The sequence below is a fragment of the Streptomyces sp. NPDC088246 genome (genome assembly GCF_044741025.1).
In the GTDB taxonomy this organism is placed as follows: domain Bacteria; phylum Actinomycetota; class Actinomycetes; order Streptomycetales; family Streptomycetaceae; genus Streptomyces.
Map to the genome: position 1 here is coordinate 460,954 of NZ_JBIURV010000002.1, position 20,934 is coordinate 481,887.

Below are 20,934 nucleotides of genomic sequence, written 5' to 3' on the forward strand. Positions count from 1 at the left end.
AGAACGACCTGCGTGCGCTGGCCGGTCCGCGCTCCTTCGAGCGAGGCCAGGGATACGTGAATGCGGTGACCGCCATGGAAGTGGGCGACGGCTGGATCACGGCCACGGTTCATGGGACGGACGCGTACGCGGTGGAGCTGTCCCTCGGCGGACCCGGCAGGCTGGGTGGGGAGTGCGACTGCCCGTACGGCATGGAAGGCAACTTCTGCAAGCACCTGGTCGCACTCGGCCTGACCGCGCTCGACGAGGCGACTGGGCTGCCGCAGCAGCGCAGCCGAGCCCGGGGTCGTGCGCAGAAGCTGGACGTGTGGCTGGCCGGACTGTCCAGGGACGAACTCCTCGCCCTTGTCCGGGAACAGATCGCCGAGGACCGGCAGGTACGCCGCCGCCTGGAACTGCGGGCGGCGAGCGCCCGCGGGGACCTGGCCGAGGTCCGTACCCGGATCCGCGAACTCCTCGACATCACTCCCTTCGCGCGGTACGGATACGTCGAGTACGCCGATGCCCACGCGTATGGCGAACAAGCCGCGCAGGCGGTGTCCGCGATCACCGCGCTGGTCTCCACCGGGCGGGCCGAGGACGCGATCCACCTGTCGCGGGAGGCGATGCGGCTGCTGAGCGAGGTGCAGGACGGCATCGACGACTCCGACGGGCAGCTGAGCGAGGTCGGGGCCGCTCTCTGCGAAGCCCATCTCGACGCATGCCGTACGGCTCGTCCGGACCCGGACGAGACCGGGCGGTGGCTGGCCCGGCATGTGCTCAGTGACCGGGACGACCTGACCGGCGTCGACCCGCTCGACTACACGGATGTCCTCGGAGAGCAAGGCATGGTCACCGTACGGCAGCTGGCTGTCGAGGCGTGGCGCGGCAACCGTACCGGGTGGGCGGAGAAGTATCTGATGGAGCGGCTGGCCAAGGCGGGCAATGATGTGGACACCGTGGTCGCCGTTCACGCTGCAGACCTGGCGCCCGACGGCAGCACCCACCTGGTCATCGCCCGCGAACTGGACACCGCGGGCCGTCCCGACGAGTCCCTCCGGTGGGCGGAGCGCGGCATTGAGGAAGCGTCTGGCCCCGTTACCCCCGACATCGCCTTGGTGGATTACCTCTGCGACCGGTACACCCGCGCGGATCGGCTCTCCGATGTCGTCGCCCTGCGCCGCGACACCCTCGCAGCCCGCCGTTCCCTGACCGCGTACCAGCAGCTGCGTACGGCGGCGCAGGCAGCCGGCTGTTGGCAGGCAGAACGTGAGCGAGCTCTCGCGCTGCTGCGGGCCGATGCGCAACAGCGGCAGCGGTCCTGGTGCGGCGGGCCTGTCCTGATCGACGCCCTGCTCGACGACGAAGACATCGCCACCGCCTGGCAGGCTGCGGCCGAGACCGGCGCCCACGACCGGCAGTGGCTCGCCCTCGCCGACCAGGCACGCGCCTCTCGTCCCTCCGACGCGCTCCGCGTCTACCTGCGCCTGGCCGAACCTCTCACGAAGCAGACCGGCAACCCGATCTACGCGCAGCTGACCAGCCTGCTCCTGAGCATCCGCGACTGCCACCGCCGCCTGGGCACCGAGGACGAGTTCACGTCGTACGTCGCTGCCCTGCGAGCCGCCCAGAGGCGCAAGCGGAATCTCATGCGGCTCCTCGACCAGCACGGCCTGTGACCCCGCCGGCCGCACGAACACCTGTGGGCACGCAGGACGGAATACCTCAGTCCGATGCGGCGGACGATCGGCTGCCGGTCGGCTCGGGCCGTGCGGTCTACGGGTCCATGTCCTCCGAACCGCCGGAGCCGATCTGTTCTGCCCGCAGTGCCAGGTCCTGCAGTACGTCGGCGGAGGTCACGTCCGTCTGCCCGGAGTCGTGCACCTGGGCCAGCATCGCGAAGGCCAGGGTGAACGCGCCGACCAGTTGCTCCACCGCGCCGCCGACCTCCCGGCCGACAAGGACCGCGACCTCTTCGATCGAGGCGTCCTCGGGGATCGTGATCCGGGGCATCGTCTCGTTCAGGAGTGCGGTCACCACGCTCGGATCGGTTTCCACATCTTCGCGGTCCACGTTCTCTTCGAGGAGCCGGCGGATCTCGCCCGCCTCCGTGAGGATTCCCACGACACGCTTCACCACTTCGCTCTGCTCCATCCAGTGAGCATAGGCGCGGAGCCGTGCGGCCTGTGGTCGGTCGGTCTTTCGCGCTTTCGTGCCTCCGCCGGTCCGGGGTCGGACCGGGGAACCGCAAGGGGCGGCCGAGCGTGCCCCAGTACGGGGGACGCGACTGCAGGGCATCTTGGCCATGTACGGCGACTGGCCCCGGTACTTCGGTCAAAGGACCCTCATGGACTCAGTGTTGACCGTGATAGTCGTTGTGATCGGCGCAGCGTTCTACCTGCTGCCGTTGCTGATCGCCTTCAACCGGAGCAGCGGGGACCGGTGGTTGGTCCTGGTCGTCGATGTTGTCTTCGGCGCGTCTCTCCTGGGCTGGGTTCTGGCCCTCTGTCTGGCGCTGCGCAAGCCCAGGGTGTCAGCCGCGGCGTGATGTCCGTGCTCGCGAGCCGGGTGGCGGGCCTCGGCGGCTCGGCCGGCCGGTGAAGTCGGGAGCCTGGGGGCAGACATCTTGGGCCCCGGCCCGGCCCCGGATTCGTACGCGACCTGTCTTGACTGCTCCCCTCCCTTGAAGGAAGGGGATTCCCTCCTTCGGGGCTGAGCGGGGATTTCTAGCTCACGCTGCCTGGCCAGGCAGCGCCTGGTCAGGTCTTCCACGATCAGCACCAGCCGGGTGCAGACCAGCCCGGACAAGCATCACACCTGCGGAGTTCTTGTCCCTCGGGGATACGGCTCCGCAGGCGGTGCAGGTGTAGGTGCGCTCTCCCAGCGGCAGTGCGTGCTTGGCTCTCGCTCCGCAGTGCGCGCAGTCCATCGTGGAGTACGCAGGGTGGATCAGGTGCACGGACCGTCCGTGCTTGCGGCCCATCTCGATCAGGGCCTGTCTGGTCACGCCGATGGCGGCGTCAGCAGCCTTGCGGGCCATGGTGGTCCGGCTGAGGAACTTCGGCTTGAAGTCCTCGACAGCGAGCGCGTCATGGTCGCGGACAACCCTCTTGGCCCACTTGCGGGCGGTGTCCTGGCGCTGCCGGGCCACTTTCTTGTGCAGCCTGGCACGCAGCCGCTTCGCCTCGCGGTATCCCTTCGACCCGGCGTGGCCCTTCTTCGGCTTGCGTCGGGCCATCATCAGGACACTTCTAGCAGCACCTGCGGCGGTGACGACAACGTCAGGGAGGACGGCCGCCCGGGAGGACGGTGCCGGATGCCTCCAGTACGGCGGCGGAGACGTAGTTCTCGCTGGGGATCAGGCGCAGGGTGTCCGCCTGGAGCTGTTCCTCGGACGCCACGAGTGCGGCGACCTCCGGGTCGGATGCTGCCAGCGCGTCATGGCGGGTGTGCGGGGGTACGGATACGGTCACGGGGTCCTCCCGGGTCGGTCGCATTGCTGCGGCGTGGACCCGGATGCCCAGGCGGACGGCTCTCCGGTGATGGCGCCCCCGGGTGTGCCCGGGGTGTGCCGCTCCCTCGTGGTCGATTCCACAGAGCACCCCTGCCGGGGTGCGCGCCAGTCGCGGCGTCGGTCACTTCATCGGGTGCGGGGCCGGGCCGCCTCGATACCGGTTCGGTGCCGGTAGCGAGTCGTCGGGCGGCGGACGGACGTACAGGCGTCCGGATTGACACTGTTCGGGGCGTCGTGGATGGTAATCCAACCGGGTGCGGTTCCAGGCCCGATAGCTCAACGGTTGGGGGGCCGACGTGAGTTGGGACGATCAGCTTCGTTTCGGGGCAGGGAATACGCCTCCGCCGCCACCTGCTTCCCCGCCGCCTCCCCCGCCTCCTGGCCGGCCGCCCACGGTCGGGCCGCCGCCGCCGGGGAGTGTTCTGCGTTCCTTGGCCGTGGGGCTGCTCAATCTGAGTGGGTTCGGGCTCGGCCATGCGCTGATGCGGTGCTGGTTCAGGACGGTTCTGTGCTGGGCGGCGACCGGTGCGCTGCTGCTCGTCGCACTGCCGGCCGATCCCGACGGGGTGGCCGGCGGGCTCGTCGTCGCGTATCTCGTCGTGCTGGTCCTGGCGGCCGTGGACGGGGCGTGGACCGCCCGGCGTCGCGCTGTCGGCGGGTCGTGGCGGCCGATGGTGGCGGCCGTGGTCGGCCTGGTGCTGCTGGCGGTGCCTGCGGGGGGCGTAATGTTCTACGGCTCCGCGCAGGACGAGGCCGTCGAGCAGATGCTGCTCGACCGGCTGGACAAGGGTGACAGGACCGTCGAGGCGGCTTCGGCCAGGACCTTCGGCGCCGCCCGGGGCGACTACCGGTCGGCGCTCGCCGTCTACCGCGAGCTCGGCGAGAAACACGCAGGGTCCAGGGCCGGGAAGCTCGTACCGAAGCGGCTCGACGCGTACTACCGGTCGGTCTCGGCGCCGTACCGGCAGAAGAAGCACTGCGAGGCCATCGAGCCGCTGACCTATCTGCGGACCGTGCCCAAGGAGATCGACCCGAAGCTGCTCGGCGATCTCGTCGGCTACCCCGACGTTCCGCTGGCCACCTCGCTGTACGAGTGCGGGGTGTCCAAGCTGGGTGACCCGGCAGGCGGTACGGAAAGCCGTGAACTGGACGAACTGCTGCGTACGTTCCCCGGGTCGGCGCAGGCCGGGAAGGTGGGACCGGCGGTCTCCAGGAAGATCTCGGAGCAGAGCGGGGCCGTACGCGGGAGCAATCCCTGCGCTGCCACGGAGACACTGCGCCGGCTCCGCGCGACGGCTCTCTCACTGCCGGACAAGTCGGTCTCGGCGCTGGCCAGGAATGCCGACGGCTCCATCGAGAACGGCATCTACGCCTGCGGACTCGCACAGTTCAAGGACAAGCGGTTCGGCGAGGCGCGGCAGACGCTGACGGAGTTCGCCGCCACGTACAAGAAGGACAAGCGCAGGGCGCGGGCCCGGGACATCGCCGTCGCCGCCGAGATCGCCGGCACACGGCCGGCGGCCGGCAAGCACCTGCCGCCCTCGGGCCGGCCGGGCGGGGCCCGGATGCAACTCGTCATCAGCAATGACGCCCCCGACGGGGTCGAGATCCTCTACACCGGGCCGGTGACAGGGAAGGTCAGCATCGGGGGGTGCGGCAGTTGCAGGTCGTACTCCTGGGTGAGCGGGTCCCTGTCGGCCTGCAAGGCCAAGGGGAAGAGCTATCCGCATGCGACGCTGTGGCTGCCCGCGGGTGAGTACCACTTCCTGTACAAGCACCGAGAGGGCTCGTCCAGCGCGAGTGTCACGAGCTATGCGGACGGTTCGAAGATCCAGCCCGGGTATCGGTACACCGGCTGCACGTATGTGACCAGTTCGACCTCGCTCGGCACCGGTCCGACGGACTCGGTTTCGAACACCTGAGGACGCATTTCCGCAGATTCTTCGTGAACTACCCCATCATCAAGGGCACTTGGTCGATTCTTGGTGAATGCATGCCCCCTACATGAGGCGTTCCTCGCCAGAGTGGCGCATTACATGTGCACATCATCCGGCACATGCTCCACACGCGAAGAACCACATCGCAGGGGGTTACATGAGAACCAGCCGCGCGAGAAGTCGCGCCGCGCTGAGCATGGCAGCGACACTGCCGCTGCTTGCCGGTGCGCTCGCCCTCGGGATACCGACCGCCAGCGCGGACTCCGCGCCGAGCGGGCGGGACGCGCTGCAGGGCACCAAGCCTGTCTGGGCGACCGCCGAGGCCGACCAGGGGGCCACGCCCGACAGCAACAAGGTCGGCGTCCGGGTCCATCTGGCCGGACGGGACGCGAAGGGGCTGGCCGCCTACGCCGCTGCCGTGTCCGACCCGCAGTCCGCTTCGTACGGGAAGTACCTGAGCGCCGAGCAGGCACAGGCCCGGTTCGGGGCCACTCAGCAGCAGATCGACCAGGTCGGCCAGTGGCTGAGGTCGAACGGGCTGACCGTCACCGGCACCAACCGGCACTATGTCTCGGCCACCGGTGATGTGGCCGCCGCCGAGAAGGCGTTCGGCACCCAGCTGCGCAACTACCGCAAGGGCGGCCGGACCTACCGCGCCCCGGCCTCCACCGCCTCCGTGCCCGCCGGGTTGAGCGATGCCGTTCTCGCCGTCTCCGGCCTGGACAACGCGCCGCACAAGTCGAGCCACGACGAGACGCTGCCGCCGCCGGACGCGGTGTTCCGCAACTCCGGCCCCTTCTCCTCGTACTACGGTTCGAAGACCGCGTCGACGCTGCCGAGCGCCTACGGGTCCAAGGTGCCGTACGCGGTGAAGGGCTACACAGGCAAGCAGCTGCGCGCCGCATACGGTGCGGGCGACTGGACCGGCAAGGGCGTCACCGTCGCGATCACCGACGCGTACGCCTCGCCGACCATCGCGAAGGACGCCGCCGAGTACGCCAGGCGCAACGGCGACGCCCCGTACCGTCGCGGGCAGCTCAGCCAGGTGCTGCCGGCCGACTACACGAAGACCGAGGAGTGCGGGGCCTCCGGCTGGTACGGCGAGGAGACCCTCGACGTCGAGGCCGTGCACGCGGTCGCGCCCGCCGCCGACATCGTGTATGTGGGTGGCGCCTCCTGCTACGACGCCGATCTGCTGGACTCGCTGAACAAGGTCGTCGACCACCGGCTCGCGGACATCGTCTCCAACTCCTGGGGCGACATCGAGGCCAATGAGACCCCGGACGTCGCGGCCGCGTACGACCAGGTCTTCAAGATGGGCGCGATCGAGGGCATCGGCTTCTACTTCTCCTCCGGCGACGACGGCGACAACGTCGCGTCCACGGGTACGAAGCAGATCGACGTGCCGTCCAACTCCGCCTGGGTGACCTCGGTCGGCGGCACCGCGCTGGCCGTCGGCAAGAACGACACGTACCAGTGGGAGACCGGCTGGGGCACGCTGAAGGCGAGCCTCGCCGACGACGGCAAGACCTGGACCGGCTTCCCGGGCGCGTACACCTCCGGCGCGGGCGGCGGCACCAGCTCGTCCGTGAAGCAGCCGTTCTACCAGCGCGGAGTCGTCCCGGACTCGCTCGCGCAGGCGAACGGGAAGAAGCGGATGCGCACGGCCCCGGACATCGCGGCCGTCGCCGACCCGAACACCGGCTTCCTGGTCGGCCAGACCCAGACGCTGCCCGACGGATCGCTCGGCTACGACGAGTACCGCATCGGTGGTACGTCACTGGCCGCGCCGGTCATCGCCGGTGTCCAGGCGCTCGCGCAGCAGGCCCGGCACGGTCTGCCGATCGGTTTCGCCAACCCGGCGATCTACGCCCGGTACGGCTCGAAGGCGTACCACGACGTCACCGACCACCCGCTGGGCCCGAACCGCGACCTCGCGGTGGCCAGGGTCGACTTCGCCAACGGCGTCGACGCGGCCGACGGCGTGCTGACGTCGGTACGGAGCCTCGGCAAGGACGCCTCGCTCAAGGCGGTCAAGGGGTACGACGACGTGACGGGTGTCGGGACTCCGGCGGCCGGTTACGTGAACTCGTACCGCCGGCACTGACGTCGCGGTTGGTACACGTCGACGGCCGCCCCGGGGCCCGCTCCGGGGCGGCCGTCGGTCGTGCGTGGGCCGGGGGCCGCCCCGGGGCCTGCTCCGGAGCGGCCGTCGGTCGTGCGTGGGCCGGGGGCCGCCCCGGGGCCTGCTCCGGGGCGGCCGTCGGTCGTGCGTGGGCCGGGGGCCGCCCCGGGGCCTGCTCCGGGGCGGCCGTCGGTCGTGCGTGGGCCGGGGCTCGTGCCGCGCACCCGCATCCCGGGCCGAGGCGCGCTTGTCTCAGGCCGAGGCGCGCTTGCGAGGGGCCGCCTTCTTCGTCGTCGACTTCGTGTCCGACTTCGCGGTGGTCTTCTTCGCCGTCGTCTTGGCGGACGACTTCGCCGTCGACCGCGCGGCGGTCTTCTTGGCGGGTGCCCTGCTCGGCGCCGGCTTCTTCGTGGCCGTCTTCTTGGTTGACGCCGTGGCCTTCTTCTTCGCTCCGGTTCCGCCCGACTTCTTGCGGCCGGTGAGCGAGGTGACCTTGGCGACGGGCGCGTCGGCCGGCTCCCCGGCGGCCTCCGGCTCCTCGCCACGGGCCTCCTTCGCGGCCCGGACGCTGTTCTCCAGCGCTGCGATCAGGTCGATGACCATGCCACCGCCCGAGGCGTCCGCCTCGGCCGGCTCCAGGGTCCGGCCGTCCGCCTTCGCCGCGATGAGTTCCTCGACCGCCTCGCGGTAGTCGTCGTGGAGCGAGTCCATGTCGACCTCGCCGAGGGTGGCCATCAGCGCGTCGGCCAGATCGAGTTCGGCGTCGCGGACCGTGACCCCGGTCTCCGGGGCGACGCCCTCGGTGCTGCGGATCTCGTCCGGCCAGAGCAGGCCGTGCATGGCGATCACATCGTCGACCACCCGCAGCATGCCGAGCCGTTCGCGGCCGCGCAGCGCGTATTTCGCCACGGCGACCTTCTGGCTCCGCTTCAGCGCCTCACGCAGCAGGGTGTACGGCTTGGCCGCCGGGACCCCGTTGGCGGAGAGGTAGTACGCCGCGTCCATCTGGAGCGGGTCGATCGAGGCGGCCGGCACGAAGGCGACGATCTCGATCGTCTTTGCGGTGGGGAGGGGGAGGGAGCTGAGGTCCTCGTCGGTGATCGGGATCACCGAGCCGTCGGCGTCCTCGTACGCCTTGCCGATGTCGGCGGCGGTGACCTCCTGCTCGTCGATCTCGCAGACCTTCCGGTATCGGATCCGGCCGCCGTCGGCGAGGTGGATCTGGCGGAAGGAGACCGAGTGGTTCTCGGTGGCGTTGACCAGCTTGATCGGGATGCTGACCAACCCGAAGGAGATGGCGCCGTTCCAGATGGACCGCACTGTTCACCCCTTGTGTTCGTATAGATACCTATAGGTGAGGGAAACGTGTGATTCTTATCGTATGACGCCGATCACAGAGGTGGAGGGGCGGCGGCTGGCGCTCAGCAATCTCGACAAGGTGCTGTATCCGGCCACCGGAACCACCAAGGGCGAGGTGCTCCACTACTACGCGGCCACCGCGGCGGGGGCCCTGCTCGGACATCTGCACAACCGGCCCGTGTCCTTCCTGCGCTATCCGGACGGGCCGGACGGGCAGTGCTTCTTCACCAAGAATCCGCCGCCGGGTACGCCGTCCTGGGTACGGACCACCGCCGTGCCGCACGGCAAGGACAGACAGGCCAGACAGGTGGTCGTGCAGGATCTGGCCTCGCTGATGTGGGCGGCCAATCTGGTGGTGGAATTCCACACTCCGCAGTGGCAGGCCGACGCACCCGGGATCGCCGACCGGATGGTGTTCGACCTGGACCCCGGTGCGCCCGCGACCGTGGTGGAGTGCTGCGCGGTGGCACTGTGGCTGCGCGAGCGGCTGGCGGCGGACGGGTTGCTCGCGTACGGGAAGACCTCGGGATCGAAGGGACTGCATCTGCTCGTACCGCTGGAGCCCACCCCCGCCGATCGGGTGTCGGCGTACGCGAAAGGGCTGGCCGTCGAGGCGGAGCAGGAGCTTGCGGAGCTGGTCGTGCACCGGATGACGCGGGCGTTGCGGCCGGGAAAGGTGTTCGTCGACTTCAGCCAGAACGCGGCGGCGAAGACGACCGCCACGCCCTATACACTGCGCGCCCGGCCCGAACCGACCGTCTCGGCACCCGTCACCTGGGCGGAGGTGGAGGAGTGCCGGGCGCCGGGGAAGCTGGTCTTTCTGGCCGGTGACATGGGGGCGCGGCTGGAGCGGTACGGGGATCTGCTGGGGCCGCTCATCGATCCGAACCGGGCAGGGCGGTTGCCGGCCGCGCGGTAGGGGCAGGCGGCGGCCGGGGCCGGGTCGGGATGGCCGCCGTCCTGTCCCCGATCGCCGGACGGGCTGCTTTCACCGGTCGGTCGACGCGTCCGAAATTCGCCCCCGGATCGCCTGGCGCATGGCGGACGATCTTGTCATGTCCGTCAGGAAAAGACCGCATGCGGAGGGCAAAGCGTCCGAGCCGTGGTGCAGACTCCTCGCAGACACTGCTTCGTGGAATTGCGTGGGGAGGCGATGGCGTGTTCGCAGGAATCGACGAGGTCGACTGGGCCTCGATGGAGCATGCCTACGGGCCTGCCGATGATGTGCCGGCGATGCTGCGGGGTCTCGCGTCCGCCGATCCGGCGGAGCGCGAGGCGGCGCTGGACGGCATGTACGGGGCCGTTCACCACCAGGGTGATGTGTACGCCTGCACGCTGGCCTGCATTCCGTTTCTCTTCGAGCTGGTCGTGGATCCGGGCATTCAGGACCGGGGCAGCATCGTCGAGCTGCTCACCAGCATCGGCGGCATCGATCTGGACGGGGACGACGAGGACGAGATCGACGAGGACGAGATCGAGGACGCGGCGAACTACGCGATGGCGGCGACTGCCGTCACCGCGGGTGCCGGGGTGTTCTTCGAGCTGATGGCCGACGAGGACCCGGGCGCGCGGCTCTCCGCGCCCCTGGCGCTGGCCACGCTCCACAGCCAACCCGTGCGGGTCCTCGCGCTGTTGCGGGAGCGGTTGCCGGTGGAGCCGGCCGAGGAGGTACGGCTCGCCCTGGTGGAGGCCGCGGGACGGGTCGCGCTGCGGCATCGTGCGCTGGCCGGGCAGGTGGCCGGCTGGCTGACCCGGCTGGCCGGTGAGGGTTTCCCGCCGGGGTTGCGGCTGGCCGCGCTGGCCCAGCTGGCGCGGTGCGCGCCGGATGCGCTGCCGGGCGATGTCGTACGAGTGGTGACGGGGCTGCTGCGGCAGCTGCGCTCGGTGCCCGTGCGCCGGGCCGGGGCGGCTCCCGCGGTCGATGCGCAGACCGGTCCGGCCGAGGTCGCGGCCGTCGACGCGCACTCGGAGCCGGCCGGGACCGGGGAGCCGCCCGTCGAGGAGCGGGCCGTGCCCGTGACCCTGGTGGGGCAGTTGCGGGCGCTGTCCGACGAGGAGACTTCGGGTCGCACCGCCCCTTGGACGGCGGACCTGCTGCGGACGCTGCATGTAGGGCTCGACGACCGGGTGGCCGAGCGGACGGCGCTGCTGACGTATCAGCTGCGCAGCCCCGACCACCAGCAGCGGATCGATGCGCTCCGGATGAGCAGCGGGCTGATCCGGGCCTGGCGCGGCTCGTACGAGGAGCTGGTCCGGCTGGTGGGTGAGCAGCTCGCCACCCCCGAGCCACGGCTGGCCGAGGCCGCCTCGCATGTGCTGGAGGAGCTCTTCGGGCTCGCCGCGCCCGCCGCCGATGCGCTGGCGGCCCGGGTGGCGGCGGACCCCGGCGCCTGGGTTCAGGACTGGCCGAGCGGGCCTCCGGGGCTCGCCAGCGCGGTGAAGGCGCTGGCCAGGCTCGGCGATGCCCGTGCCGTGCCCGCGCTGGCCGCCGCGCTGGAGCGGCCCGAGGTGCCGCACGACGTCGGATTCGCCATCGGCTGTCTGGGGGCGGCAGCGGCCCCGCTGACCGCTCTGCTGCGGCGCAGGCTCGGCGAGGTCCGTCTCCACGAGGGGGCGTACGACCAGGCGAGCCCACTGCTCACGGGGCTGACCGCGCTACGGGCGGACGAGGCGATACCGGAGGTGCTGCGGGTCCTGCGCGGCGCGCCGGAGTACCGGGGCGAGTGGCTGCGTACGGCGGCGCTGCGGGCGCTCGGTTCGTTCGGGCCCGCGGCGCACAGTGCCGTACCCGAGCTGCGAGTTCTGCTGCGCCGCCCCGGGAACACCTCGGCGACAAAGGTCGCGGAGGCCCTGTGGGCGGTCGACGGGGACGCCGACGCCGTGCTGCCGGTGCTGATCGAGGGTCTGCAGGCGGAGCGGGCCCACGAACGGCGCTCCGCTGTGAACGCGCTGGGCAGGCTCGGGACGCGGGCGGCGGTGACGGCGCCCAGGCTGCGCGCACTGCTCGGGCACGAGGAGCTGTGGCTGCGGGTGGATGCGGCGATCGCGCTGCGGGACGTGTCCGGGCGGGCCGAGGAGTCCGTGCCGGTGCTCCTGGCGGCCTGGGAGAAGAACCGTCATGTCCGGGTCCGGGTGGCGGAATGTCTGGCGCGGACGGGTGTCGCTGGTGCAGGGTCGGACGTGGCACATGTGCTGCGCGCCGAGCTCGCCTCCGTACGCCGTCACAACGCGATGGACGGTGGATACGGCAGCCACGACACATACGAGGACGAAAAGCTGCTGGCGCTCTGCCGGCAGGCGCTTCTGGGTAATACGGGGAAGGGATCCACAGCATGATCATTTTCGGTACGCGGGGTTATCTGTACCAACTGGCCATCCTGACGATGGTCTGCGGCTGGTGCGGCAATCCGGCCGCGCACACGCTGCGCAAGCGGGTCACGAAGTTCACGCTGTTCTTCGTGCCGCTGTTCCCGTTCTCGACGAAGTTCGCGACGCAGTGCACGTTCTGCGGCGGGGAGCAGCAGATCCCGAAGGAGCAGGCCGAACAGCTGCTGGCGCAACATGCCGCCTCACAGGACGGCAATCCGTTCGGGCAGGCGCAGGGACAGGGGCAGGGGCAGGGACAGCCGGGATACGCGCCGGGCGGACAGGGACAGGGACAGAACCCGTACCAGCACTGAAGCAGCATCCCAAACGGCGCCCCAACCGTCACTAACATAGACAAAAATGACTTCCTTCCGAATAAGGTCTATGAGTCACAGACCACGGGAAGGGAGGGTGCCATGCGTCCGCATCGCCGGGTGCAGCACCGCACGGCGGCGGCCCTCGCGGCCGCCGTCGGCGCAGTGCTGCTGGCCGGCTGCGGCACCAGCGGCGGGCTGCGGAGCGCCGGAGCGACCCCGACCGCCATCGGGCCCGCCCGGCTCTGGCCCGAGCTGCCGCCCGCCTCCGCCGCTCCGTACGACTACGGCGAGGGCGAGACCGCACGCATCCCGGGGATCGAGGTGCCGGACGGCGATGTGCACCGTCTGGATCCGGTGGCGGTGGTGCAGGCGGGCCTGAAGGCCCGGCCCAACCGGTCCAGCGGCGTGGCCGGCCTCCCCGCCGACACGGTCCGCCACATCGTCGCGTGCCGTGCCGAACCGGCTTCCTGTCCCGTGCTGCAGCCCTACTTCCGTGATCTGACGGGCGACGGCAGGGACGAGATGGTGCTCGGCGTCCAATTGCCCGGCCGCCAGCTCTCCGTACGGGTCTATATGGCGGAGGCGGGCGGGCTGACCCGGATCCTGTCCACCGCGGACGCCGTGATCAGCGTCGAGCTGGCCGGGCGGGACCTGATCATGCGGGTGCCGTCGGCCATCACCGGATACGAGTACCGCACCGCCTGGTCCTGGGACGGCAGGCAGCGCGCGATGCTGCCCACCCGGGACGAGATCCTGCGGATGCCTGCGTCCCGGGCCCCGCAGCCCACGACCGCCCGTCCGACAACCGGACCCACCGCCACACCGTCCGTCGGCGTCTCCGCGGAGCGCCGATGAGGCGGCGTGGGGCCGGGCGGCACGGAACGAAGCGGCACGGGCTGCGCACGCCTGCCTGGACCGCGACGCTCACCGGGAAGGCGGCCGTCTTCATCACCGTGATGTGCTGCGCCCTCGCCGCGCTGCTGAGCGTGCTGGTCCACACCGAGGTGACCCGTCAGACCGTCCGCCAGGCCCGCGAACAGGCGCTGTCCCGGCTGGAGGACGTCACCATCGCGTACGAGACGGGCGAGGCGCTCCCGCCGGGTTCCGGCATCGATCCGCCGGGGCTGCCCGCCTCCCTGCGCGCACTGGCAGCGGGCGGCGACCGCGGCACGCTCGTCGCCCATCACAACGGGCGTCCGGTCATGTGGGCGGCGGCTCCGGCCGACGGCCGTGCGCTGGCCACGGAGGTGGACTACAGCCAGAGCGCCCGCACGATCAACGATCTCGACGGGGCGATCGTCGGCTCCTCCCTGCTGGCCACCGGCGCCACCCTGCTCGTCGGCGCGTTCGCCGTCACCCGGGTCACCCGGCGGCTGCACCAGACGGCCCGGGTGGCCCGCCGGATCAGTGCGGGCGATCTCGACGCCCGCGTCGGCGACCCCCGCACGACGGACCCTTCGCGCCCGCAGGACGAGGTGGCGATCGTCGCCGGCGCGCTGGACACGATGGCGTCCACGCTCCAGCGCAAGCTGCTGACCGAGCAGCGGTTCACCGCCGATGTGGCGCACGAGCTCCGCACCCCGCTGACCGGCCTCTGGGCCGCCGCCGAACTGCTGCCGCCGGGGCGGCCGTCCGAACTGGTACGGGACCGGGTCCGGACAATGAGGGGGCTGACGGAGGATCTGCTGGAGATCTCCCGGCTGGACGCCCGCACGGAGCAGGTCGATCTCGATGTCCACGAACTGGCGCCGCTCGTCGAACGCGTGGTGCGCGGATCCGGAACGGAGACCGAGATCCATTCCGAAAGAACCGCCGCAGGGCGACCGCAGGAGCATGTCCAGGTCGAGACCGACAAGCGGCGCCTGGAGCGGGTGCTGGGCAATCTGATCACCAATGCGCACAAGCACGGCCGCCCCCCGGTGGTACTGACGGTCGACGGGCCGGTGGTGACCGTACGCGATCACGGGCCGGGTTTTCCGGACTATCTGCTGGCCGACGGCCCGCAGCGGTTCCGTACCGAGGGCAGCGGCAAGGGACACGGTCTCGGGCTCACCATCGCCGTCGGGCAGGCGGAGGTGATCGGCGCCGACCTCACCTTCTCCAACGCCCAGGACGGCGGGGCGGTGGCCCGGCTGACACTCCCCGAGTACGTACGGCTGGACGACGAGGTGCCAAAGAGCCGGGAGGATCCGGAATCCGGACCGCATCACCAGGAGTGAGGGGGCGTCAGCCAAGCACCCGCCGACACCTGCCCGCCGGGCAGACCCTCATGAACACGTCTATGGACATACGCACTATGACATAAGGGAAATAGACACCACCTCTTGCTACGTTGCGTGGCATGACCGCAACGACGGCGGACGCACCCCCGCCCGATCTACGTCTGCCCAAGCGGCGCGGAGTCGAGCTGCTGCTCCTCGTCGGGGCCGTCCTCATCTCCGTCTACGGCTACGCCGCCGTCGGCCTGGCCAGGAACGACGCGGTCCCGCCCGATGTGGCCGGTTACGGCGCGGGCCTGGGGCTCCTTGCTCTCCTCGCCCATCTCGCGGTCCGCTTCCGTGCCCCGTACGCCGATCCGCTGCTGCTGCCCATCGCCGTACTGCTCAACGGGCTCGGCCTGGTGCTGATCTACCGGCTCGACCTGGAGACGCCGAAGGACCAGGCGGCCCCCACCCAGCTGATCTGGTCCACGCTCGGCGTGGCGCTCTTCATCGCGGTGGTCGTCTTCCTGCGCGACCACCGGGTGCTCCAGCGGTACGCCTATCTCTCGGTCGCCGCCGCCCTGGTCCTGATGATCGTGCCGATCTTCTTCCCCGCGGTGAACGGCGCCAAGATCTGGATCCGGGTCGGCGGATTCTCCTTCCAGCCGGGCGAGTTCGCCAAGATCCTGCTCGCCGTGTTCTTCGCCGCGTATCTCGCCGCGAACCGCAACGCCCTCGCCCACACCGGCCGCAGGATCTGGAAACTGCAGCTCCCCACCGGCCGGGTGCTCGGCCCGATCGTGGCGATCTGGCTGCTCAGCGTCGGTGTGCTGGTCCTGGAACGCGATCTGGGCACCTCGCTGCTCTTCTTCGGCCTCTTTGTGATCATGCTGTACGTGGCGACCGGCCGGACCGGCTGGATCGCGGTGGGTCTGCTGCTCGCCGCCGTCGGCGCGTACGTCGTCGGCTCCTTCGAACCGCATGTGCACAGCCGGGTCCAGGACTGGCTCGACCCGTTCGCGTCCATCGACGCCGGCCGGGGCCCCAGCCAGCTGGCACAGTCGCTGTTCGCGTTCGCCGCGGGCGGGATGCTCGGCACCGGGCTCGGACTCGGCCACTCCATCCTCATCGGCTTCGCCGCCAAGTCCGACTTCATCCTGGCGACCGCGGGCGAGGAGCTCGGCCTGACCGGACTGACGGCGGTCTTCCTGCTGTACGCGCTGATCGTCGCCCGCGGCTACCGGGCCGGCCTCGCCCTGCGCGACCCCTTCGGGCGGCTGCTGTCGATCGGCCTCGCCTCGATCCTGGCGCTCCAGGTGTTCGTGATCGCGGGCGGGGTGATGGGACTGATCCCGCTGACGGGCATGGCGATGCCGTTCCTCGCCCAGGGCGGTTCGTCCGTCGTCACCAACTGGATCATCGTGGCGCTGCTGATCCGGGTCAGCGACCAGGCCCGCAGACCCCGTCCCGGCCATGTGGAGACCGGGGTCATCGCGCCGATGACGGAGGACGAGCTGTGATCCCGCCCCCGCGAACCGTGATCCCGTCCCCGCGAACCGTGATCCCCTACCCGCCGCGAGCCCCGGAGGCCAGGCCGTGATCCGCTACATCCGCCGGGCCGCCGCGCTCTGTCTGCTGCTGCTCGTGGCACTGCTGCTGAACGCCGCCCGCATCCAGGTCCTCGATGCCGACAGCCTGGACAACAATCCCGCCAACCGCCGTCTCACGATCGCTCGTTACAGCCAGCCGCGCGGCAACATCCTGGTCGGCGGCAAGTCCGTCACCGGCACCGAGGACACCGGCGAGCAGCTCAAGTACGAGCGCACCTACAACAACGGTCCGCTGTACGCACCCGTGACCGGCTACGCCTCGCAGACGTACGGCACGACGCTGATCGAGAACGCCGAGGACGGCGTCCTCTCCGGCACCGACTCGATGCTCGCCCCGTTCCCCCTGTGGAACGAGATCACCCGCAGCCGGCAGCCCGGCGGCAATGTCGTCACGACCATCAAGGACTCGATGCAGCGCGCCGCCTACGACGGGCTCGGCGGGCGGCGGGGCGCGGTCGCCGCCGTCGAGCCGTCGACCGGCAGGATCCTGGCGCTGGTCTCGACCCCTTCGTACGATCCCGGGCGGCTCTCCGGCACCGGTTCGTCGGTCACCGACGCCTGGCAGCGGCTGAACGCGGCGAAGAGCCAGCCGATGCTCAACCGGGCGATCCGGCAGACCTATCCGCCGGGCTCCACCTTCAAGATCGTGACAGCGGCGGCCGCCCTCGACGCGGACGTCGTCACCGACCCCGACAACCAGACCGACACCCCGTCCCCCTATGTTCTGCCGGGTACGTCGACCACGCTCCCCAATGAGGCGGAAGGCTGCGAGAACGCCTCGCTCGCCGAGGCGATCCGGGTCTCCTGCAACACCGTGATGGCGGAGCTGGGGGTGCGGGTCGGGCTGAAGGGCATGGTGGACGCGGTGCGGAAATTCGGCTTCAACGACGCCGGGCTGAAGATCCCGTCAGGGGTGGCGAAGAGCAACTTCGACACCCAGATGTCCGACGACCAGCTGGCGCTCTCGTCGATCGGGCAGTTCGACACGACGGCGACACCGCTCCAGATGGCGATGGTGGCTTCGGCCGTGGCGAACGGCGGCGACCTCAAGTACCCGTATCTGGTGGACCGTACGACCACGAGAAGCGGCTCGACCGTCCACCGCAACGGCTCGCACACCTACCACCAGGCGATGAGCCCTCGGACGGCCGTGCAGCTGCGGCGGATGATGGTCGACGTCGTGGAGCAGGGCACGGGGTCCAACGCCGCGATCGACGGAGTGAAGGTCGGCGGCAAGACCGGCACCGCACAGCACGGCATCGACAACTCGGGCAGGCCCTACGCCTGGTTCATCTCCTGGGCGCAGGCGCCGGACTCGGCGCAGCCGGACGTCGCGGTCGCCGTGGTCGTCGAGGACGCGGCCGCGAACCGGGCCGACATCAGCGGCGGCGGCAGCGCGGCCCCGATCGCCCGTTCCGTCATGCAGGCGGCTCTGGGAAGGTGACCGCGTGACGGATGCGGGCGAGGTGGGCCGGGCGCTGGAGCGGATCGGGCGGGAGGATCCGCGCCTGTGCGCGTTCATCGAGGTGTGGCCCGAGAGGGCGCTCGCCGACGAGGACCGGGCTCGTCGGCTTCCGCTGGCCGGTATGCCGTTCGCGGTCAAGGGGCCGGCCGGTATCCGCTCGTACGCGGCCCGGCGACTGGCCGCGGCCGGTGGCGTCCCGGTCGGCGCGACCTCGGTGCCCGGTCCCGGCACGCCCTGGCAGACCTGGGGGCTGGGCGCATACGGCCGTACGGTCAACCCGTGGCACCCCGAGCGCACACCCGGCGGCTCCTCGGCGGGCTCGGCGGTGGCGGTCGCGGCGGATCTGGTGGAACTGGCGACCGGCAGCGACGGGGCGGGGTCGGTACGGATTCCGGCGGCGTGGTGCGGGGTGTTCGGCCTGAAGACGACGAACGGCCTGCTGCCTTCCCCCGACCGGTCCGGGCTCGCTTCCGCCGGGGTGCTGACCCGTTCGGCGGCCCAGGCCCAGACCTTTCTGAGCTGTGTCCTGGACGGCTGCGAACCGGCGGCGGCGGATCTTCCGATCCCCGCTGTCTTCAGCCCCGGTCTGGGGTACGCGGAGGTCGACCCGGAAGTCGAGTCGGTCGTCCGGCACGCGGTGGGGCGGCTCGTGGCGGGCGGGGTGGTGCGGCTCGTGGACCGTACGTGCGAGCTGCTCGACCCGCGAGAGGCATGGCAGGCGGTCCGGAGCGGGGAGCCGTCCCCGGCCGCCACGGAGATCCGCCGCGAGAACGACCTCCGGCTCGACGCCCTGTTCTCCCGTACTCCTCTGCTGCTCACCCCGACCACCCCCAACCGCCCGCACGGCCACGACGGTCCGGGCGATCTCTACTCGACCGCCCTGACCTGGGCGTTCAACCTCAGCGGCCATCCCGCCGCGAGTGTGCCCGCCGGATTCACGGCGGACGGCTGCCCGGTCGGGCTGCAGTTGGCCGCAGAGCGCGGGGCGGACGTCTCACTGCTCGGAATGGCCCGTGCTGTGGAGAACGCACTGATTACCGTGTGGCCATGACACACAGCGACCGACAGACCGGCCATGAGCTGGCCCAGGTGAACACAGCCCGTCTCAGATTCCCCCTGGACTCCCCCGAGCTGAAGGACTTCGTCGACGCCCTCGACCCGGTGAACGCGGTCGCCGACCGGGCCACCGGCTTCGTCTGGCGGCTGCAGAGCGAGACCGGCAACGCCACCGACGTACCGGTCTTCGGGGACACCTGGCTGATCGTGAACATGTCGGTGTGGCGCGACACGGACGCACTGACGGCGTTCATGTACCAGGGGCAGCACCGTGAGCTGCTGGCGCGGCGGCGCGAGTGGTTCGAGCGGGTGGAGGAGGCCATGACGGCCCTGTGGTGGGTGGAGGCGGGCGTGCGCCCGACGGTGCAGGACGCCGAGGAGCGCCTGCTCCATCTGCGTGAACACGGGCCCACCGAGCGGGCGTTCACTCTTCGGAAGTCCTTCCCGCCGCCGACCGCGGCCATGGGCTGAACGGACTGATCAGCCGATCGGCTTGCGCACCTCGGACCTGACCTTCGCGGTGTCCGCCGCCAGCTGCCTCAGGTCGATGGACCGCGGGTCCTTCACCGCGGTCTCGGACGTGACGACGGCGACCATGGCGCCCGTGTTCCCGTCGCCCCAGGCGCACATCGGGAGGCTGCTCGACACACCGCTGGTCTTCTGTCGCACGACCTGGCACTCGCCCGTGACGCGATGCCGCTGAAGGTGCCGAAGCAGGTGGCGGAGCAGCTGCGGGGATTCGTCTCGCAGCTCTGCGACCCGGTCCCCGCCGGCCGGCCGCTTCGCTCTCAGTCCCCCGAGGTACTCGTTTCGCCCTGGGCTATCGCCTCCTCGACCTCCGCGACCCTGGCCTGTTCCTCCGCCGCGAAACGGTCCCGGTCCAGTTGCTCGGCCAGCTCCTCGTCCTGGGCCATCAGCAGGTCCAGGCTGGAGTCGCCGAGTTCGAGGACGCCCATGTCGACGTACGCCTTCTGAAGCCGTTCGCCCCACAGGCCGATGTCCTTGACGCACGGCACTATCCGGCTGAACAGCAGCTTGCGGAAGAGCTGCAGAAACGGTGACTGCTCGGAGAGTTTCTCGGCCTCCTGCTTGCCGATGCCGAAGTTCTCCAGTACCTCGACGCCCCTGAGCCGGTCGCGCATCAGATAGCAGCCCTCGATGACGAACTCCTCGCGTTCGCGCAGTTCGGCGTCGCTCAGCTGCTTGTAGTAGTCACGCAGCGCCATCCGCCCGAAGGCGACGTGCCGGGCCTCGTCCTGCATGACGTACGCGAGGATCTGCTTCGGCAGCGGCTTGGACGTCGTGTCGCGGATCATGCCGAACGCGGCCAGGGCGAGGCCCTCTATGAGGACCTGCATGCCGAGGTAGGGCATGTCCCAGCGGGAGTCGCGCAGGGTGTCGCCGAGCAGGCCCTGGAGGTTGTCGTTGACCGGGTAGAGCATCCCGACCTTCTCGTGCAGGAACCGGCTGTATATCTCCGCATGCCGGGCCTCGTCCATCGTCTGGGTCGCGGAGTAGAACTTCGCGTCCAGGTCGGGGACGGACTCCACGATTCTGGCGGCGCAGACCATGGCGCCCTGCTCACCGTGGAGGAACTGACTGAACTGCCAGGCGGTGTAGTGCTTACGCAGCTCGCCCCGGTCCTTGTCGGTCATCTTCGCCCAGTGCGGCGTGTCGTACAGGGTGAGGACGTCGTCCGGGGTGCCGAGCGGGTCGGCGGGGTCGACCTCCAGGGACCAGTCGATGCGCTTGTTGCCGTCCCACTGCTTGTCCTTGCCCTTCTGGTAGAGGGCGAGCAGGCGTTCGCGACCGTCGTCGTAGTCCCAGCTGAAGCGGGCGGCGCCGGAGGCGGGCACCTGCCACAGCGGCGCGTCGGGGGCGGTGGTGTAGAGGTCGTGTGTCGACACGGACGGCTCCTTCTCGCCTTGCGTACTCCGATAAGTCCCTTGGCGGTTGCGTCAGTTGGCAGGTTCACACGTTGGTAGACGCCGGGTCAACAAGTCGT

Annotated in this window: 17 protein-coding genes and 2 pseudogenes; 13 read left to right on the forward strand and 6 right to left on the reverse strand. The window is 70.4% G+C overall.

The features are described 5' to 3' along the window. Window positions 1-74 precede the first annotated feature (74 nt). Window positions 75-1,658 (forward strand): SWIM zinc finger domain-containing protein, encoded by a 1,584-nt coding sequence (locus ACIPEK_RS04730; RefSeq protein WP_401990814.1) that lies wholly within the window; start codon window positions 75-77, stop codon window positions 1,656-1,658. A gap of 97 nt (window positions 1,659-1,755) precedes the next feature. On the opposite strand, the gene ACIPEK_RS04735 is transcribed toward ACIPEK_RS04730, so the two are convergent. Next, window positions 1,756-2,133, reverse strand: coding sequence for a hypothetical protein (locus tag ACIPEK_RS04735; RefSeq protein WP_327272909.1), 378 nt, complete (start codon window positions 2,131-2,133; stop codon window positions 1,756-1,758). A 193-nt stretch (window positions 2,134-2,326) separates the two neighbouring features. On the opposite strand from ACIPEK_RS04735, the gene ACIPEK_RS04740 reads away from it, so the two are divergent. Continuing rightward, window positions 2,327-2,527 (forward strand): superinfection immunity protein, encoded by a 201-nt coding sequence (locus ACIPEK_RS04740; protein WP_401990583.1) that lies wholly within the window; start codon window positions 2,327-2,329, stop codon window positions 2,525-2,527. 183 nt (window positions 2,528-2,710) lie between these two features. On the opposite strand, the pseudogene ACIPEK_RS04745 reads toward ACIPEK_RS04740, so the two are convergent. After that, a pseudogene (locus ACIPEK_RS04745) lies at window positions 2,711-3,220 on the reverse strand (RNA-guided endonuclease InsQ/TnpB family protein); the annotation flags it as partial. A 61-nt stretch (window positions 3,221-3,281) separates the two neighbouring features. After that, a pseudogene (glyA, locus tag ACIPEK_RS04750) lies at window positions 3,282-3,476 on the reverse strand (serine hydroxymethyltransferase); the annotation flags it as partial. A 454-nt stretch (window positions 3,477-3,930) separates the two neighbouring features. On the opposite strand from glyA, the gene ACIPEK_RS04755 reads away from it, so the two are divergent. Further along, complete coding sequence (locus ACIPEK_RS04755) at window positions 3,931-5,415, forward strand: hypothetical protein (protein ID WP_401990817.1); 1,485 nt, start codon at window positions 3,931-3,933, stop codon at window positions 5,413-5,415. 172 nt (window positions 5,416-5,587) lie between these two features. Next, on the forward strand, window positions 5,588-7,537 hold the full coding sequence (locus tag ACIPEK_RS04760) for a protease pro-enzyme activation domain-containing protein (protein ID WP_401990586.1): 1,950 nt from the start codon (window positions 5,588-5,590) through the stop codon (window positions 7,535-7,537). A 270-nt stretch (window positions 7,538-7,807) separates the two neighbouring features. Here the strand turns inward: ACIPEK_RS04760 and ACIPEK_RS04765 are convergent, their stop codons facing one another. Continuing rightward, window positions 7,808-8,875 (reverse strand): Ku protein, encoded by a 1,068-nt coding sequence (locus ACIPEK_RS04765; protein ID WP_401990589.1) that lies wholly within the window; start codon window positions 8,873-8,875, stop codon window positions 7,808-7,810. Between the two features lie 61 nt (window positions 8,876-8,936). Here ACIPEK_RS04765 and ligD point away from each other — a divergent pair, with 61 nt between their 5' ends. From ligD to ACIPEK_RS04810, 9 genes are all read left to right on the forward strand, one after another. Further along, a complete protein-coding gene (gene ligD / locus ACIPEK_RS04770) occupies window positions 8,937-9,833 on the forward strand; it encodes a non-homologous end-joining DNA ligase (RefSeq protein ID WP_401990592.1) in 897 nt (298 codons plus the stop codon). A gap of 239 nt (window positions 9,834-10,072) precedes the next feature. Further along, entirely contained in the window at window positions 10,073-12,250 is a 2,178-nt protein-coding gene (locus ACIPEK_RS04775; protein WP_401990595.1) for a HEAT repeat domain-containing protein, read from the forward strand. Then, window positions 12,247-12,594, forward strand: a complete 348-nt coding sequence (locus tag ACIPEK_RS04780) for a zinc-ribbon domain-containing protein (protein WP_401990598.1) — start codon at window positions 12,247-12,249, stop codon at window positions 12,592-12,594. The genes ACIPEK_RS04775 and ACIPEK_RS04780 overlap by 4 nt, the downstream gene beginning before the upstream one ends. A gap of 102 nt (window positions 12,595-12,696) precedes the next feature. Continuing rightward, window positions 12,697-13,452: a hypothetical protein gene (locus ACIPEK_RS04785; protein ID WP_401990601.1), complete on the forward strand. Its 756-nt coding sequence runs from the start codon at window positions 12,697-12,699 to the stop codon at window positions 13,450-13,452. Further along, window positions 13,449-14,816, forward strand: coding sequence for an ATP-binding protein (locus ACIPEK_RS04790; RefSeq protein ID WP_401990604.1), 1,368 nt, complete (start codon window positions 13,449-13,451; stop codon window positions 14,814-14,816). Before ACIPEK_RS04785 ends, ACIPEK_RS04790 begins: the two co-directional genes overlap by 4 nt. 122 nt (window positions 14,817-14,938) lie before the next feature. After that, window positions 14,939-16,318 carry an FtsW/RodA/SpoVE family cell cycle protein gene (locus ACIPEK_RS04795; RefSeq protein WP_401990607.1) on the forward strand — a complete coding sequence of 460 codons (1,380 nt, stop codon included), beginning with the start codon at window positions 14,939-14,941 and terminating at the stop codon, window positions 16,316-16,318. Between the two features lie 76 nt (window positions 16,319-16,394). Next, window positions 16,395-17,852, forward strand: a complete 1,458-nt coding sequence (locus tag ACIPEK_RS04800; protein WP_401990610.1) for a penicillin-binding transpeptidase domain-containing protein — start codon at window positions 16,395-16,397, stop codon at window positions 17,850-17,852. A 4-nt stretch (window positions 17,853-17,856) separates the two neighbouring features. Further along, a complete protein-coding gene (locus ACIPEK_RS04805; RefSeq protein ID WP_401990613.1) occupies window positions 17,857-18,924 on the forward strand; it encodes an amidase family protein in 1,068 nt (355 codons plus the stop codon). Next, window positions 18,921-19,400 (forward strand): DUF3291 domain-containing protein, encoded by a 480-nt coding sequence (locus tag ACIPEK_RS04810; RefSeq protein ID WP_401990616.1) that lies wholly within the window; start codon window positions 18,921-18,923, stop codon window positions 19,398-19,400. Before ACIPEK_RS04805 ends, ACIPEK_RS04810 begins: the two co-directional genes overlap by 4 nt. 9 nt (window positions 19,401-19,409) lie before the next feature. On the opposite strand, the gene ACIPEK_RS04815 is transcribed toward ACIPEK_RS04810, so the two are convergent. Together ACIPEK_RS04815 and ACIPEK_RS04820 are read right to left on the reverse strand one after the other, a co-directional pair. Continuing rightward, window positions 19,410-19,577: a hypothetical protein gene (locus tag ACIPEK_RS04815; RefSeq protein ID WP_401990619.1), complete on the reverse strand. Its 168-nt coding sequence runs from the start codon at window positions 19,575-19,577 to the stop codon at window positions 19,410-19,412. 140 nt (window positions 19,578-19,717) lie between these two features. Then, window positions 19,718-20,836: a ferritin-like domain-containing protein gene (locus tag ACIPEK_RS04820; RefSeq protein ID WP_401990621.1), complete on the reverse strand. Its 1,119-nt coding sequence runs from the start codon at window positions 20,834-20,836 to the stop codon at window positions 19,718-19,720. Between the last annotated feature and the right edge of the window lie 98 nt (window positions 20,837-20,934).